At 64.7% G+C, this 14,851-nt stretch carries 13 protein-coding genes; 3 read left to right on the forward strand and 10 right to left on the reverse strand.

Annotated features, from left to right (window positions below):
- Positions 1 to 136: 136 nt before the first annotated feature.
- Positions 137 to 1,558, forward strand: a complete 1,422-nt coding sequence (locus PPL01S_RS14255) for a GGDEF domain-containing protein (RefSeq protein ID WP_028625803.1) — start codon at positions 137 to 139, stop codon at positions 1,556 to 1,558.
- A 1-nt stretch (position 1,559) separates the two neighbouring features.
- Here the strand turns inward: PPL01S_RS14255 and PPL01S_RS14260 are convergent, their stop codons facing one another.
- Positions 1,560 to 2,321 carry a sulfite exporter TauE/SafE family protein gene (locus PPL01S_RS14260; RefSeq protein ID WP_016392520.1) on the reverse strand — a complete coding sequence of 254 codons (762 nt, stop codon included), beginning with the start codon at positions 2,319 to 2,321 and terminating at the stop codon, positions 1,560 to 1,562.
- Between the two features lie 100 nt (positions 2,322 to 2,421).
- Here PPL01S_RS14260 and PPL01S_RS14265 point away from each other — a divergent pair, with 100 nt between their 5' ends.
- Positions 2,422 to 3,339 carry a LysR family transcriptional regulator gene (locus PPL01S_RS14265; protein WP_028625802.1) on the forward strand — a complete coding sequence of 306 codons (918 nt, stop codon included), beginning with the start codon at positions 2,422 to 2,424 and terminating at the stop codon, positions 3,337 to 3,339.
- Between the two features lie 118 nt (positions 3,340 to 3,457).
- On the opposite strand, the gene PPL01S_RS14270 is transcribed toward PPL01S_RS14265, so the two are convergent.
- A complete protein-coding gene (locus tag PPL01S_RS14270; protein WP_028625801.1) occupies positions 3,458 to 3,652 on the reverse strand; it encodes a hypothetical protein in 195 nt (64 codons plus the stop codon).
- 738 nt (positions 3,653 to 4,390) lie between these two features.
- On the opposite strand from PPL01S_RS14270, the gene PPL01S_RS14275 reads away from it, so the two are divergent.
- Positions 4,391 to 4,576: a hypothetical protein gene (locus PPL01S_RS14275; protein ID WP_016392523.1), complete on the forward strand. Its 186-nt coding sequence runs from the start codon at positions 4,391 to 4,393 to the stop codon at positions 4,574 to 4,576.
- A gap of 50 nt (positions 4,577 to 4,626) precedes the next feature.
- Here the strand turns inward: PPL01S_RS14275 and PPL01S_RS14280 are convergent, their stop codons facing one another.
- The 8 genes from PPL01S_RS14280 to speB form a co-directional block, all read right to left on the reverse strand.
- Complete coding sequence (locus PPL01S_RS14280; RefSeq protein WP_016392524.1) at positions 4,627 to 5,886, reverse strand: MFS transporter; 1,260 nt, start codon at positions 5,884 to 5,886, stop codon at positions 4,627 to 4,629.
- Between the two features lie 59 nt (positions 5,887 to 5,945).
- Positions 5,946 to 7,001, reverse strand: coding sequence for a sugar phosphate isomerase/epimerase family protein (locus tag PPL01S_RS14285; protein WP_016392525.1), 1,056 nt, complete (start codon positions 6,999 to 7,001; stop codon positions 5,946 to 5,948).
- A 125-nt stretch (positions 7,002 to 7,126) separates the two neighbouring features.
- Complete coding sequence (gene pdxR / locus PPL01S_RS14290; RefSeq protein WP_028625800.1) at positions 7,127 to 8,623, reverse strand: MocR-like pyridoxine biosynthesis transcription factor PdxR; 1,497 nt, start codon at positions 8,621 to 8,623, stop codon at positions 7,127 to 7,129.
- 63 nt (positions 8,624 to 8,686) lie between these two features.
- The gene (gene betA, locus PPL01S_RS14295; protein ID WP_016392527.1) at positions 8,687 to 10,372 is read right to left on the reverse strand and encodes a choline dehydrogenase; all 1,686 of its coding nucleotides are present in this window, start codon (positions 10,370 to 10,372) and stop codon (positions 8,687 to 8,689) included.
- On the reverse strand, positions 10,365 to 11,846 hold the full coding sequence (locus PPL01S_RS14300; RefSeq protein WP_016392528.1) for a purine-cytosine permease family protein: 1,482 nt from the start codon (positions 11,844 to 11,846) through the stop codon (positions 10,365 to 10,367). The genes betA and PPL01S_RS14300 overlap by 8 nt, the downstream gene beginning before the upstream one ends.
- Complete coding sequence (locus PPL01S_RS14305) at positions 11,843 to 12,022, reverse strand: hypothetical protein (protein WP_016392529.1); 180 nt, start codon at positions 12,020 to 12,022, stop codon at positions 11,843 to 11,845. The genes PPL01S_RS14300 and PPL01S_RS14305 overlap by 4 nt, the downstream gene beginning before the upstream one ends.
- Before the next feature lie 96 nt (positions 12,023 to 12,118).
- Positions 12,119 to 13,627 carry an aldehyde dehydrogenase family protein gene (locus PPL01S_RS14310; RefSeq protein ID WP_028625799.1) on the reverse strand — a complete coding sequence of 503 codons (1,509 nt, stop codon included), beginning with the start codon at positions 13,625 to 13,627 and terminating at the stop codon, positions 12,119 to 12,121.
- A 13-nt stretch (positions 13,628 to 13,640) separates the two neighbouring features.
- The gene (gene speB / locus PPL01S_RS14315; RefSeq protein WP_016392531.1) at positions 13,641 to 14,612 is read right to left on the reverse strand and encodes an agmatinase; all 972 of its coding nucleotides are present in this window, start codon (positions 14,610 to 14,612) and stop codon (positions 13,641 to 13,643) included.
- Positions 14,613 to 14,851: the final 239 nt, after the last annotated feature.

Genomic DNA, 14,851 nt, shown 5'->3' on the forward strand with positions numbered 1-14,851 from the left:
GAGACCACCACGGATGATGTCAATGCGCCGCAATCTCGCCAGATCGCGGCAGATTGACATCAAATAGCCTGTGCCAACACACTGGCGTGTCATCGCCCCAGGTGCCTACAGCCGTTGTCCTGGATTCCCTCTCCGCTTGTCGGTCGAGCCTATGGTTTTTCCAGTCCAGTCACGCCTGTTGCCCTGTCTCGTTCTGTTCGGCCTTACCTTCGCCCTGACCCTGGGCGGCATCCTGGCTCGGCCCATCGAATCCCTGTCACTGTTCTGGCCCGTCAATGCGGTGCTGGCCGGCGTGTTGTTGCGCTATCCGCGCCAGGCCGGGGTGGTCGGTTTCAGCCTGGTCTGGTTGGCCATGGTCGCGGCCGACCTTGCCAGCGGCAGCGCCTGGGCGCCGGCCCTGTGGTTCAACCTGTGCAACCTGGGCGTCGTGGTCACGGTGTGGCTGCTGCTGACGCGCTTGCCGCGCCTGCATCGGCACATGCGCAGCCCCCAGGGCGTACTCGGCGTGTTCGGCGCCTGCGCGGCAGGCGCCACGGTGGCGGCCAGCCTGGCGTGCGTGATGGCCACGCCGTGGTTCGAGCAATCGCTGCGGGCGACCTGGCTGGCCTGGTTCAGTGAACAGTTCTCGACCAGCGTGCTGGTGCTGCCGGTCCTGCTCACCGCCCCTTCGGCCCGTGCGCTGGTACGCAGCACCCAGGCAATCCGCCTGGCACCCCTGCTGGTGTTGCTCGGCTCACTGGCATTGAGCATCGGTTTTGGCGGGCCTGGGGCCATCGCCTTTCCGATCGCAGCGCTGCTCTGGTGCGCCTGGACCTACTCGCCGTTCCTGGTATCGCTGCTGACGCTCACTGCCGGCAGCACGCTGATCATCGCCGTGGCGCAGAACCTGATGCACTTCAGCCTTCCGCAAAGCGAGCCTGGGGTCACGACATTGATGTCGGCCCGCCTGGGCATCGCCATGCTGGTGCTCGGCCCGCTGGTGGTCGCTTGCGTCAGCCAGGCCAACCGCAGCCTGCTGGCGCGCCTGGCGCACCAGGCCAGCGTCGACCACCTGACCGGCGTACTCACCCGTAGCGCTTTCACTCGCCGTGCCAATGCCCTGCTCGACAGCCGTCAGCAGCATGCGCAGGCCGTGCCGCTGACCGTGATGATGCTCGACATCGACCATTTCAAGTCGATCAACGACCGCCATGGCCATGCCGTGGGCGACCAGGTGCTGCGCCAGTTCGCCCGCACCCTGCAAGACCAGTTGCACGACGGCGCACTGCTGGGGCGCATGGGGGGCGAGGAATTCGTGCTGATCCTGCCGGGCCTGGCTCCGGAACGGGCCATGTTCACTGCCGAACGCCTGCGCCGCGCGGTGCAGGACTTGCATGTGGCACAGGGCGACCCACGCCTGCAGATGACCGTGAGCATCGGCCTGGACGGCTGCGCCGCCAACACCCAGGCGCCGAGCCTCGACGCCTTGATGGCGCGCGCCGATGAAGCCCTGTACCGGGCCAAGGCCTGTGGGCGCAATCGGGTCGAGCAGGCCCAGGCGCAGTGCCAGGTGAGCTGACTCAGCCAGCCAGAAGATCCCAGGACAACTTGGCGATCAGCACGCACAGCAGCAGCAGGAACAAGCCGCGGACAAAACCGGCGCCCTTGCGTACCGCAAGCCAGGTGCCGGTCAGGGCACCGAGGATATTGCAGGCGGCCATCGGCAAGGCGATGGCGTACAGCACGTTGCCTGACGGCACGAAGAACACCAGCGCCGCCAGGTTGGTGGCGATGTTGACGACTTTGGCCGACGCCGAGGCATGCAGGAAGTCCAGGGCGAAGAAGCGGATGAACAGGAAGATCAGGAAACTGCCGGTGCCTGGCCCGAACAGGCCGTCGTAGAAGCCGATCGCCCCGCCGATCAACACCGCCAGACACTGCTCCTTGCGGCCGATTCTGGTCGGCTTGTGCAAGGTGCCGAAATCCTTCTTGCAGAAGGTGTAGATGGCCATCAGCACGATCAGCACCAGCACCGCCGGGCGCATCACGCTGGGCGGTACCAGCGATACCGTCGCCGCACCGGCGAAGGACATGACGAAGGCCGCGAGCGCCGCTGGCACGATCAGCCCCCAGTCCAGCGTCACCCTGCGGATGAACGAGCGCGCGGCAAATGCCGTACCGCACACCGACGCCAACTTGTTGCTGCCCAGCAATGCTGCCGGCTGCGCCGTGGGCAGCACGTTGAACAGCGCCGGAATCTGAATCAGCCCGCCACCGCCGACGGCAGCATCGATCAGGCCAGCGGCGAAAGCGAACAGGGAAAGTACGGCGATATCCATCATGACGCGGTTCCAGACTGTGAAGGCCAAGCTGCAAGGCTAATCAAAGCGGCGCGCTTGTGGTGAAATGCCATATTGCAATAACTGCAACGAGGAACTTCACATGGCATTGGACATGCTGCGGGACATCCAGGCGTTCGTCAGCGTCGCGCACAAGCGCAGCTTCGTCGCCGCGGCCCGTGCCCTGGGCCGCTCACCCAGCGCAATAACACGGGCGGTTCAGGCGCTCGAGGACAACACCGGCTGCAAGCTGCTCAACCGCAACGCCAACTCGGTCACCCTCAGCGAAGCCGGCGAGCGCTTGCTGCCCCATGCCGAACGCTTGCTGGATGTGCAACGCGATGCCACGGATGAACTGGCAGCACTCAGCGGCAGCGCCCAGGGCTGGATTCGTTTCGCCGTGCCGCAGCTGCTCGGTGAACACGTGCTGCCCGGCATGCTCGCGGCCTTTTCCCGGCGTCACCCGCAAGTAACCCTGGACGTCCAGTACAGTGACCAGGCCATCGACCCGTTGCAGGGCAAGCTCGACTTCGTGGTACGCGGTGCGTTTCCACAATCCAGCGAGCTGATCGGCTACCCTTTGTGGCGCTATCGGCGGCACTTGTACGCCAGCCCCGATTACCTGGCCCGCGCCGGCATGCCACAAGGGCCGGAGGACTTGGCCGAGCATGCGCTGATCCTGCATACCGCGCCGCGCATCCTCAAGGCCTGGCACTTCTGCCGCGACGGCAGGATCACCAGTTTGCGCGCGCATCCGCGCTTGCGCCTGAGTTCGGGCGATGCTGTCTACCACAGCACCTTGGCCGGCGCAGGCATTGCCCGCCTGGCGGACTGGGTCGGCGAAGCGCAGGTTCGGGCCGGGCGCCTGGTACGGGTATGCGGCGATTACCGGCTGACCTCCAGTACCGGCCAGGATCCGCAGATGCATGCCGTGTACCCTGCAGGTGACCTGCCGGCACGTTTACGCGAACTGCTGCTGGCCTTGCGCCAAGCCGGCGAGGTGGCCAGCCAGCAGGCCTGAAAAGGCTGCTCAAATTCTGTTCAATTTAACAGAGCCCGCCACCAGCCTGGCCTGCAGCGTTTTATCCACAGACCTACCCACGTTTTTTGTGGACAGATTTCCTCATGTAAAGAAGGACTTATCGCACACGCAGCAGCGCCGCATTGGCAGCCTTCACCAGCTCGACCCATTGCGTCGAGCTGGTCAGGCCGGACGGCTCCAATGCCTCGGCACTGCTCAGTGCCTGGTCGTATTGGTCTTCTTCGAGGCTGCCGGTGGTCAGAAACCGGCTGCGCCACTCCAGCATGGCTGAAGTGCCTTTCTTGCATTCCATCTGTGTATTGGCTCCCAGGCAAATGACTGGCCCGCTGTCGCGACCCATTGTGACGCGAAGGGAGACTACACGAGCCAATTGCACTTGAGAACGACTTGCAGCTACCTCCGGTCCAGCGGTGCAACCGGGTAGCACTTGCACAACGGGGTCAACCGGGAGGAATGGTGCCCAGCAGACCAATCAGAACGGTCAGCAGCAGAAAACCACCCAGAAACAGTGCGAGCTTGCCCATTGGAACCTCTTCAATGTGATATCGGGACACGCACATTGTCGACTTCAGACTGATACGGTTACAGATTCAGGTTCGTCGAAAAAAAGCGGATCAGATGCCGCTGTGCGAGCGTTGTTTGTTCACGAAACGTGAACCAGGATTGTTCGGATTGGCGGCGCCGCAACGGTGATCGGCGCCACGCTGCTGCTGGGGATCGTCAGCTGAGCACGCGGCAATTGATACATGGATTGTCAGTGAGGACTGAAACGCCTGGGCAAACCGGGCGCTCGCCCTGCTTGCGAGAGGCTGGGGAGCAAGCCAAGCCAGCCCTGGCCTGGCCCTGGCTGCCACGTTAAAAATCAGAAACAACTGCTCCGTCGTTTTGTAGGACTTTTTTCTCGCGAGAGTAGGAAAAACCTTGCGAGCTGGGATTTCCTGTATGGAATCCCAGTTTGATCAGGAATATCGAACTGCTACGGTCCGTTTTTCCTACAACGGCATGGAAGCCACCTGCATTTGAGAAACATATGGACACGTTCAAAACCGCTGCCCTGAAACTGCAAAAAACCCTGCTCACCCTGCGTCAGACGCGAGATCGCTTGCGGGCCGCAGGTAACGTCGAAGAAGCCGATGAACTGGCGCTGAGAATTGCCCACGTCGAGGAAACCCTTGCGGCCATGCCGCCAGCACTGACGTCACCAACCCTGCAGTGACAACCTGCAGGGGCTGAGCCAAAACCAGCCCCTGCACTCATGCCTGCCACTCAGGCCAATGCCTCGGCCTGCTGTTGGTTGACGCGACGTTTCACCATCCGCTGCAACAAGCCCGATACCCCGAAGCCCACCACCGCCAGCACGCACATCAGGCTGAACACGTAGGTGTAGCCCAGCTCTCCCGGGTAGCGGTCGAGCAGCGAGCCGTAGATCACGTAGGCGAACATCCCCGGCGCATAGCCGATCAGGCAGCCGATGCCGAAGGCGGAGCCGGTGATACGCGAAGGAATGCCCACCTCGCTCATCGGTGCCCAGAACACACCGCGCATGGTGAACACCACCAGGGCAAACGTCAGCGTGGCGGCCATGCCGGCATAGATGAAGCTCTCCTGGCGCGGAATGTTGAGGATGATCAGCATCAGCGGCAGCAACGCCAGGAACGCCCACTTCAGGTAGCGACTCGAACTCTTCAGTACCTTGTCGGCGATGTAGCCACCGGCCGGCCCGCCGAGCACCTTGAGGAAGTACTGGTTGATGATGCCGTAGGCACCGACCAGCGCCACCGGCAGGTGGTACATGTCCTTGAGGTAGGGAATGAAGTAGGTCAGGCCGCAGTACACGATGTAGACCATGAACACGTTCAGGCTCACCAGCCAGATACCTGGCGAGCGCACCGCTTCGAGCAGGCCTTTGCTGCCGATCGGCTCTCGACCGCCTGCCGCCTGCGGGTCGCCCTTGAGCAGGAACAGGGTGAGCACGCCCACGCCGATGTCGATCGCCGAATAGAACAGGATCGCCGCTTTCAGGCCGGCAGCGCCGGAGCCCAGGGCAACGAAAACACCCAGCGCGCAGAACGCCACCAGGGTATCGACCACTCCGCGCCCGCCTTCGAGGAAGCCGAACATGCGGCTTTGCTCGTTATCGTTGCCCAGGTTGCGGATGGCCTTGAGCAGCGACGGCCAGAACAGGCAGTCGGCGCACACCGCCAGCAGGCTGAACACGATCAGCTGCTGATCGAAGCCGGGGAAGCTGGCCAGGTACACGCCCAGCCCACCCGCCCCGATCAGCCCGAGCGGGATCAGCCGGCGCGTCTCGAAACGGTCGGCGAGAAAGCCGCCCAGCACGAACAGCGCGGTGGCAACGATGGCGTTGGCACTGAGCAACGTGCCGATCTGGGTATGGCTCAGGCCCATGTGCTCTTGCATGGGGATGTAGAAGGCATCCTTGAGACTGGCCAGCTTGTAGATGGTGCCACCGCCAAGGACGAGGACCAGGAAGCGCAGCCACTTGGCTTTAGCCTGTGCTGTCATTGTTGTTCTCCACAGTTTCCGGGGTATGGGCGCCGTCGCCGACGGCGGGTCGGGGGTGCTCAGTGGTCGGCCAGGGCCAGTTCGGCCAGCAGGCGCAACTCGCCCAGCAGGCCACGCAGGTAGCGCACCTGGTTGTTGGCCCAGCGGTGTTCGTCGGTGAGCATTCGCTCCAGGCTGTAACCCGGCGGCAGCGGGGTTTCGCTCATCTCGCGATAAGGGATGAAGGGGTCGCTGGCTTCGCCTGTCTGGCGGAAGGCAGGTGCGATGTAGTGGTTTTCCTGCTCGAGGATGAAGGCCACCACTTGCGGACGTTGCTCGCCGAGCAACAGCAGCTCCAGCAACATGCGGGCGCTGGGCAGTTGGTCTTCGGCACTGCCCTGCAGCACGCCGTAATGGCCAAAGCCGTTGGCCTCGGGGACCACACGCACGCCCTTGAGGTGCACCTGGCGAATGAACGGTGCAAGGTTGGCCAAGGCTGGCAATGGCTGTTCGCAGGCGTTGATCATGTTGCCGAAGTCGAACAGCGCGTTCAGCCGCGGGTGCCCTACCCGGCGCAGCAAACTGGCGATCTCGTCGCTCTTGAGTTCTTCGTGCTGCTCGAAGTCGAAGTGCAGGTCGTGCTCATCGGCCAGCTGCGCCAGGCGCCGCAGGTCGTCCTCGATGATGCCCATGACCCGCGACAGATGGCCTTCGTAGCGCGAGTAGACGCGGATGTTGCGGCTGCCGATGGCACGGGCCACGGCCACGGCCTGGTCGACGTCCTCGGGCAGGGTGCTGCTGATTTCCAGGTGCACGTCCAGGCCGTAGGCACGGGCCTTGGCGGCGAAGGCGGCCAAGCGCTCGGCGGGCATCTGCGAAAGGCTGTTGTGCTCGCCGTCGAGCAGGTGCAGCGAGAGGCCATCGAGCTCGTGGCGGTAGGCGAAGTCGAGCATGTCCTCGGGGCTGACACGGCCATGGGTCAGGTTGGTCAGCAGTGGGTAGCCATGGGCGAACAGGCGCAGGCTGTCGAGGCGTTCGAGCAAACGGCGGGCGAGCTCGGGGGTGAGCAGCAGGGGCGTGGCGGCCCCGGCATTGTGGCCCGTGAGGGCGGCGAAGCGGGCTTGGATAGCTGTCATTATTATCATTCCTGAGCGATGCCGGGGTGGCCGGCCCTGCTTTTATCGCTCTGGAATGGTGCTATCCCTATATCCATTTACGTTTTGTTCATATGACCACTTTGCCGCCCCGTAGCGCCGCTGCGTCACACTTTCAGGCCCAGTCGGCGCATCCCTTCGGCAAGCCCCTGCACGCGTTGCCGGGCCTGTGCCTGCGGGGTCGCGCCAAAGCCCAGCAACAGCCCGGGCGGCAGGTAACGCTGTAGGCAGTAATCGCGCAACGCATAGGTGTAGACCTGGTGCTCCACCAAGCCGCGTGCAAGCGCATCGTCGTCGACCTCTGGCGGCAGCCAGCCGATCAGGTGTAGCCCCGCCTCCACGGGAGCCACAGCAAGAAAACCAGCCAACTCGCTGTGCAAGGCTTCCAGCAGGCAGGCCTGGCGCTCCTGGTAGAGCGCACGCATGCGCCGGATGTGGCCGAGGAAATGGCCGTCGAGCATGAAATCGGCGGTAGTGGCCTGATGCAACGTCGAAGGGCTGCGGTCCATCACCGCGCGAATGGCGCAGAATGGCTCCACCAGAGCTTCGGGCAGAATCACGTAACCCAGCCGCAGCGACGGGTACAGCACCTTGCTGAAGGTGCCGACGTAGATCACCCGCTGCGACGGGTCCATCGCATACAACGCCGGCAACGAACGGCCCACGTAACGAAACTCGCTGTCGCAGTCATCCTCGACGATCCACCCCTGGCTACGGGCAGCCCAGTCGATCAACTCGAGCCGGCGTGCATGGCTCATGGTGGTGCCCAGCGGGTGCTGGCGCGAAGGCGTGGTGAACGCCAGGCGCGCCTGCGGGCCTTCGCGCAGCCCTTGCTGCACGTCCAGACCCTGCTCGTCGATGCGCAGCGGCACCAGTTGGCAGCCCAACGCCTGGAAGGCAATGCGCGCGGCAATGTGCCCCGGGTCTTCCATCCACACACTGTCGCCCGGGTTGAGCAGCAGCATGCCCAGCAGGTTGAACGCCTGCTGGGCGCCGGAGGTGATGACCACCTGATCGACGCTGCAGGCGATGCCGCGTGCATCGAACACGTACTCGACGATCGCTTCGCGCAGGCGCTGCAGGCCCTTGACTTCGCCATAGCCCAGTTGCGCCTTGTCCGGCTTGCGCAGGTGGCGGTTGACCAGGCGCTTCCACACCGGCATCGGGAAAGCATCGTAGGCAGGGTGGCTGGGCAGCAAGGATACCGGGCATTCAGGCGCCCAGGCGTTGTAGGAGACGCCGCTGAAATGGCTGCTGCGCAGCGAATGCACCGCTTGGCTCAGGCTCGACAGACGGGGTGGTCTGGCGGCGAGTTCTGCGTCAGCGCCGCGCCCTTCCCACTCATCGCCGACATAGGTGCCAGCGCCGGTGCGCGAGGCCAGGAAGCCTTCGGCCGTGAGCAGGTCGAAGGCGTTGAGCAAGGTGATTCGCGACAGCCCCAGCTCCTTGCACAGCGTGCGGGTCGACGGCAGGCGCGTACCGCCGGTGAGCCGACCGCAGAGGATCTGCTTGCGCACCTGCAAGTACAGCTGCCGGTACAGCGGTACTTGGCTGGTGCGATCCAGTTCGACGCCGCTGAGCAGCGCGCCGCCGGGTGTTTTCATGTCTGCCTGGTCCTGTGAGGAGCGTCGGCGGCTATTGTACGCCGCGCCCTCGCAGGTTGCGCCTCAGACTACCTGGCGCGCAGGCGCATGGCTGCGCTGTTGCTCCTCCCAGTCCGCGACCAGCCCGACCGGCACCTCGGCCGAGGCCAGCGGCTTGCGCCCGCGCACCAGGTCGGACGCGCGCTCGGCCAGCATGATGGTCGGCGCATTGAGGTTGCCGTTCGGCTCGCTGGGGAACACCGACGAGTCGATCACCCGCAGCCCTTGCAGGCCGTGGACACGCAGCTCGGAATCGACCACCGCCATGTCGTCCTCGCCCATGCGGCAAGAGCCGCAAGGGTGCATGGTGCTCTCCATGTTGGCGCGCACGAAGGCGTCGATCTGCTCGTCGGTCTGCACATGCGCCCCCGGCGCCAGCTCCTCGCCCCGGTAGCGGTCCATGGCCGGCTGGCCGATGATTTCCCGGGTCAGGCGCACGCAGCGGCGGAAACCTTCGCGGTCCTCCTCGCGCTCCAGGTAGTTGAAGCGGATTTCCGGGTGCTGGTACGGGTCGGCCGACAGGGCCCTGACGTGGCCACGGCTCTTGGGTTTGTTCGGCCCGGTGAGCACCATGAAGCCATGCCCCTTGAACGGTTTGTTGCCGTCGTAACGCATCGCTGCCGGCAGGAAGTGGAACTGGATATCGGGCCAGCGCAGGCCCTTGGCCGAGCGGATGAAGCCACCCGCCTCGAAATGGTTGCTGGCGCCCAGGCCATCCTTGAACAACAGCCAGCGCAGGCCGATCAGCGCCTTGCCCAGCAGGCTCATCTTGCCATTGAGGGTGACCGGCTCCTTGCAGGCGTACTGGATGTAGATTTCCGAGTGGTCCTGCAGGTTCTCGCCGACTCCCGGCAGGTCGTGGCGCACCTCGATGCCGGCCTTGCGCAGCACCGCTGCAGGGCCTATGCCTGAACGCTGCAACAGGTGCGGTGAGCCGATCGGCCCCGACGACACCAGCACTTCGCGCTTGCAGTACACCTTGTGGGTCTGGCCGCCCTGATCGTATTCCACGCCGACCGCGCGCTTGCCTTCGAGCAGGATGCGCCGGGTCATGGCGTGGGTGACCACGGTCAGGTTGGGCCGGCTCATGGCCGGGCGCAGGTAGGCATTGGCCGTCGACCAGCGCACGCCATCCTTGACCGTCATGTGCATGGCGCCGAAGCCTTCCTGCATGTAGCCGTTGCAATCGTCGGTCTTGATGTAGCCCGCCTCGGCACCGGCCTCCACCCAGGCGCCATACAATGGGTTCTGCATGTTGTTGCCGTTGTTGGTGGCCAGCGGGCCAGTGCCCCCGCGGTAGTCGTCGCCGCCGAACTTGTAGTGCTCGGCACGCTTGAAGTACGGCAGGCAGTTGCGATAGCCCCAGCCCTTGGCGCCCAGGCTTTCCCACTCGTCGAAGTCATGGGCGTGACCACGGATGTAGACCAGGCCATTGATCGACGAAGAGCCGCCCAGCACCTTGCCACGCGGGCAATGCAGGCGTCGGCCGTCCAGGTGCGGCTCGGAGGCGGTCTCGTAGTGCCAGTTGTATTTCTTGGTGTTCATCGGCAGCGAGAACGCGCTGGGCATCTGGATCAGCACGCTGCGGTCGCTGCCGCCATACTCCAGGACCAGCACCGAAGTGCCGGCATCCTCCGTCAGCCGACTGGCCAGGACACAGCCGGCAGACCCGGCACCGATGATGATGTAGTCGTAGTGTTTGTCATTCATTGCTGTAGCCCTTGGTACGCAGGCCCGCTGCCTGGAGTGTGCATTCATTGCCTTGTGGATAGCTGCCCCAGCCCAGGCGGGCGGCCAACGCACGGGTCAACCCGTAGTGGACCAGCCCGGCCAGCAGGCAGGACGGCAGCGAAGCGGTGACGAAACGGAAGAAGTGGGTGTTGGCCAGCGTCTGCGGGTTGAACACCACCACGTAGATCGCGAAACCCGCCACCAGCGCGACCAGCGCGATGGGGTTGAAGCCTTTGCAGAAGCGCAGCGGCGAGTCGCCTTGCGCGGCGTACAGCTGGCGCAGGTTCAGGCGCTGGCGGCGCAGGAAGAAGTAATCGGCGATGCCGATGCCGGCCAGGGCGCTGTTGAGTGCGGAGGTCCACACCAGGAAGATGAAGAAGCCGTCGTAGATCCCCGGCAGCAACAGCACGATGGCCACCGGGATCACGCAGAACAGCCCGATCAGCAGGCCCCAGCGCATGGCCCGCAAGCGCTCCCCGGCCAGCTGGCGCAAGCCGATCACCGCGGTGTAGAGGATGTTGACCATGCCCGTGAGGTTGGCCAGCGCCAGGAAACTCAGCGCCACCACGCCAAAGCCCAGGCCACCGGCCAGGCGCATCCAGGTGGTCGGGTCGCTGCTGCCCAGGGTCGAGGCGGCGAACAGGCTGACCGTTTCACCCAGCGAAGCGGCGCCGAAGATGCCCACCAGGTTCGGCCAGAACGCCGTGCGCTGGTTCTTGCACAGGCGCGACAGGTTGCCCAGGTAGGGCCACCAGGAGAACCCTGCGGCAATGTTGATTTCCACCGCGATCATGAAGTTGACGTGCGGGTCCTCGGACGGCGGCTGCAACGCCGGCATCGCCAGCAGTTCGGCGAAACTGAAGCGCTGGGCGATCAGGTACATCAGCGCCAGCATGATCAGGATCAGGCTGGGTGCAATCACCGCGCTCAAGCGCCGGATCATGTCCGGCCCGCGCATGGCCACCGCCGCCGCCAGGACAATGGCCAGCAAGCCACCTGCGGTGACTATCCAGCTGTCGCCGCCAGCCGGGCGCTGCTGGACCAGGGTGTCGAGGTTGTCCAGGGCGCGCCCGCACATCAACCCCAGTACCGCCAGCCAGCCCATGGTCAGCACCACCACCGACAACACGTAGACCAGCCGGCTGCCATTGATGCCGAACATGCTGCGCAGGAAGGTGAACTGCTCGAGCCCGTACTTGCCGCACGGCAAACTGGTTGAGCAGGCAGCGAGGATGACCCCGATGATGTTGCCGATCACCACGGCGCAGATGCCTTGGCGGGGGCCGACGAACAACGCAGTGGCGCCACCGATCAGGAACACCCAGGTGGCCACCGCCAACGCCGAGTTGGCATAGGCGAAGCCCCAGAAGCCCCAGACCCGCTCGCTGGGCAGCAAGGGGGTATCGCCGCGCTCGGCGCCCAGGCGGAATTCCTCTTCGCGGGAAGCGCTCATGGCTGGCCCCCCCACAGGTAGAAACCAATGACCACGGCCAGCGCAAAAAAGGCCAGCGCGAGGCAATCGGTCACGGTCAACGCACCCGGCCAGCGCTGGCCGGCTTGCAGTTCTTCATAGGCGCGCAGGCGCCTGTCCAGGTCTTGCGCACGCTCCACATCGACTTCGCTGTTCATGGGCATCACCTCGGTGGGTTCTTGTTCTTGGAATACGATGCATGCCGATTGGCCAGCGCCGCGGCCCGCAGGCAACGGCGCTGGCGGCCCTGTCACTCAGGGCAGGGTGATCCACACGGCTTTGGTTTCCAGCAGAAATTCCAGCTGCTCTGCCCCCATGTCCTTGCCATAGCCCGATTGCTTGTAGCCACCGAACGGCATGGACGGGTCCAGGGTGCTGTGGGCATTGACGTACACGGTGCCCGCGCGCAGCCGCGGGATCAGGCCGTGCACGCGGCCCAGGTCATTGGAGTAGATCGCCGCCGCCAGGCCGAACGCCGAATCGTTGGCCAGGGCGAGTGCCTCCTCCTGGCTGTCGAAGGGCTGGGTCACCAGCACCGGGCCGAAGATCTCTTCCTGGACCACGCGCATGTCGTTGCGGCAGTTGGCGAAGATGGTCGGCTGCACGTAGTAGCCCGGGCCCTCGACGGGATTGCCGCCGTAGTACAGCTGCGCCCCTTCGGCCTTGCCCAGGGCGATGTAGTCGAGCACGCTCTGCTGTTGCTTGCGCGACACCATCGGGCTGATGAAGCAGTCCGGGTCGAGGCCGGGCGCGATCTTCAGCGTTGCGGTGTATTCGGCCAGGGCCTTGAGGAACTGCGGGTAGATGCTGCGTTCGACGTAAGCCCGCGTGCCGGCATCGCAGACTTGCCCGGAGTTGAAGAACACGCCGTTGGCCACCGCCTGCGCCGCCGCCTGGATATCGGCATCGGCGAACACGATCACCGGCGACTTGCCGCCCAGCTCCAGGGTCAGGCGCTTCATCTGGTCCATCGCCGTCTTGCCCACCGAGCAACCGACCGGGGTGGAGCCGGTGAAGCTCAGCTTGTCGATGCCCGGGTGGCTGGACATCGCCGTGCCGACCACGCTGCCGCGCCCGGTGACGATGTTGATCACGCCGCCCGGAATGCCGGCTTCCTCGACCAGCTCGGCAAAGCGCAGGGCTGACAGCGAAGTCAGCTCGGCCGGCTTGACCACCACGGTGCAGCCGGTCGCCAGCGCAGCGCCAAGCTTCCAGGCCATGGTCTGCAACGGAAAGTTCCAGGGCACGATCACCCCCACTACCCCCACCGGCTCCTTGCGGGTGTAGGCCAGGTAGTTGCCCGGCAGCGAGGGCTCGACGGTGCGCCCGTGGATCTTGCTGGCCCAGCCGGCGAAGTAGCGGAAGGTATCGACGGTGCCCTGGATGTCCACGGCGCGCGCCTGCTCCACCGACTTGCCCATGTCGATCGATTCGATCTGCGCCAGCTCGTCGGCGTTGCGCTCGATCAGGTCCGCCAGGCGATGCAGCAGGCGCTCGCGTTCCAGGGGCTTGAGCTGGCTCCAGGGGCCGCCGTCGAACTGCGCCCGGGCCGCCTGCACGGCGCGGTCGAGGTCGTCGGCGGTGCCCATGGGAATGTGCGTCAGCACAGCCTCGGTGGAGGGTTCGATCACTTCGCTGGTGGCGCCGTCGCTGGCCTCGGCCCAGGCGCCGCCGATGAACTGGCGCTGGGGCTTGGACAGGAAGCGCTGGGTAGCTTCCAGCACACCGAATGCCTGCAGATAGTCTTTAACCTTGTTGTCCACGGTGTATCCCCGGTCAGCGAGCGCGGGCGCGCTCATGGAAGATGAAGCCGATGCTGTTCATCAGCAGTTGTGCGGCGAGGATCGAGGTGACACCGGCCGGGTCGTAGGCCGGGGCCACTTCCACCAGGTCCATGCCCACTACCCTGCCCTGGCTGCGACGCGCCAGGGCCTGGATGATCTCCAGCACTTCGTAGTACTGGAAACCGCCATGGCTCGGCGTGCCGGTGCCGGGTGCGATGGACGGATCGAAGCCGTCGATGTCGATGGTGATGTAGTAGTCGAGGCCTTCCGGGATCTTCGCCAGCACACCTTCGCTGCCCAGGCGGCGCACATCGCGCACGGAAAGAATCTGCGAGCCGGCGTCGCGCGCTGCGTCATAGTCGTCGCGGTTGGAGGAGGACACGTTGCGGATGCCCATCTGGGTCATGCCGACGATATGGTCCAGCTCCGAGGCGCGGCGCAGCGGGTTGCCGTGGCCGTAGCGCACGCCATGGCGCTCGTCGACGAAGTCCAGGTGGGCATCGAAGTGAATGATGTGGATCGGCCCGCGCCCTTCATAGGCCTTGATCACTGGGGCATGGATCGAGTGGTCGCCGCCCAGCACCACGGGCATGGCACCCGAGGCGAGGATCTGCCGTACCGCCGATTCGATGTTGGCGTTGCTGCTGGCCATGTCGGTGTGGACGATGTCGGCATCGCCTACATCGACCATGCGCACCTGGTCCTGGGTCAGGTAGGTGGCGTCATCCTCGTGGTCGTACGCACCGCTGTGGCCGAACGAGAACAGCGTGGATGCCTCGCGGATGCCACGCGGTCCGAAGCGTGCGCCGGACCGCCACTGGGTACCCATGTCGTTGGGCGCGCCGAGGATCGCCACGTCGGCGTCGATGGCGTTCCAGTCGGTGCAGATGGGGGACTTGGCGAAAGTGCAATGCCCCACGAAGGGCAAATTCAGGCGGCCGGATTCATAACCGTGCTTTGACATGTTCGGGCTTCTCCAATTCTTGTTCTGGTCAGGAGACGGGGGCCAGTGCCGGGCCACCGTTGCAGCCACTATGGCCGCAGTGCGGCGGCGAAAAAATGCGCAACTGCAGATGCATACATCGGCGAATCCGAAGTACCAGCGCCCCCTGGAACTTCAGGAAATTCACAAATGCCCGGCATTGCGGGAGAGCGCCCAGGCATGCTTACCTTGGCAAAAAACAATCGATCGGATGCTCATAT

This window comes from Pseudomonas plecoglossicida NBRC 103162 = DSM 15088 (assembly GCF_000730665.1).
In the GTDB taxonomy this organism is placed as follows: domain Bacteria; phylum Pseudomonadota; class Gammaproteobacteria; order Pseudomonadales; family Pseudomonadaceae; genus Aquipseudomonas; species Aquipseudomonas plecoglossicida.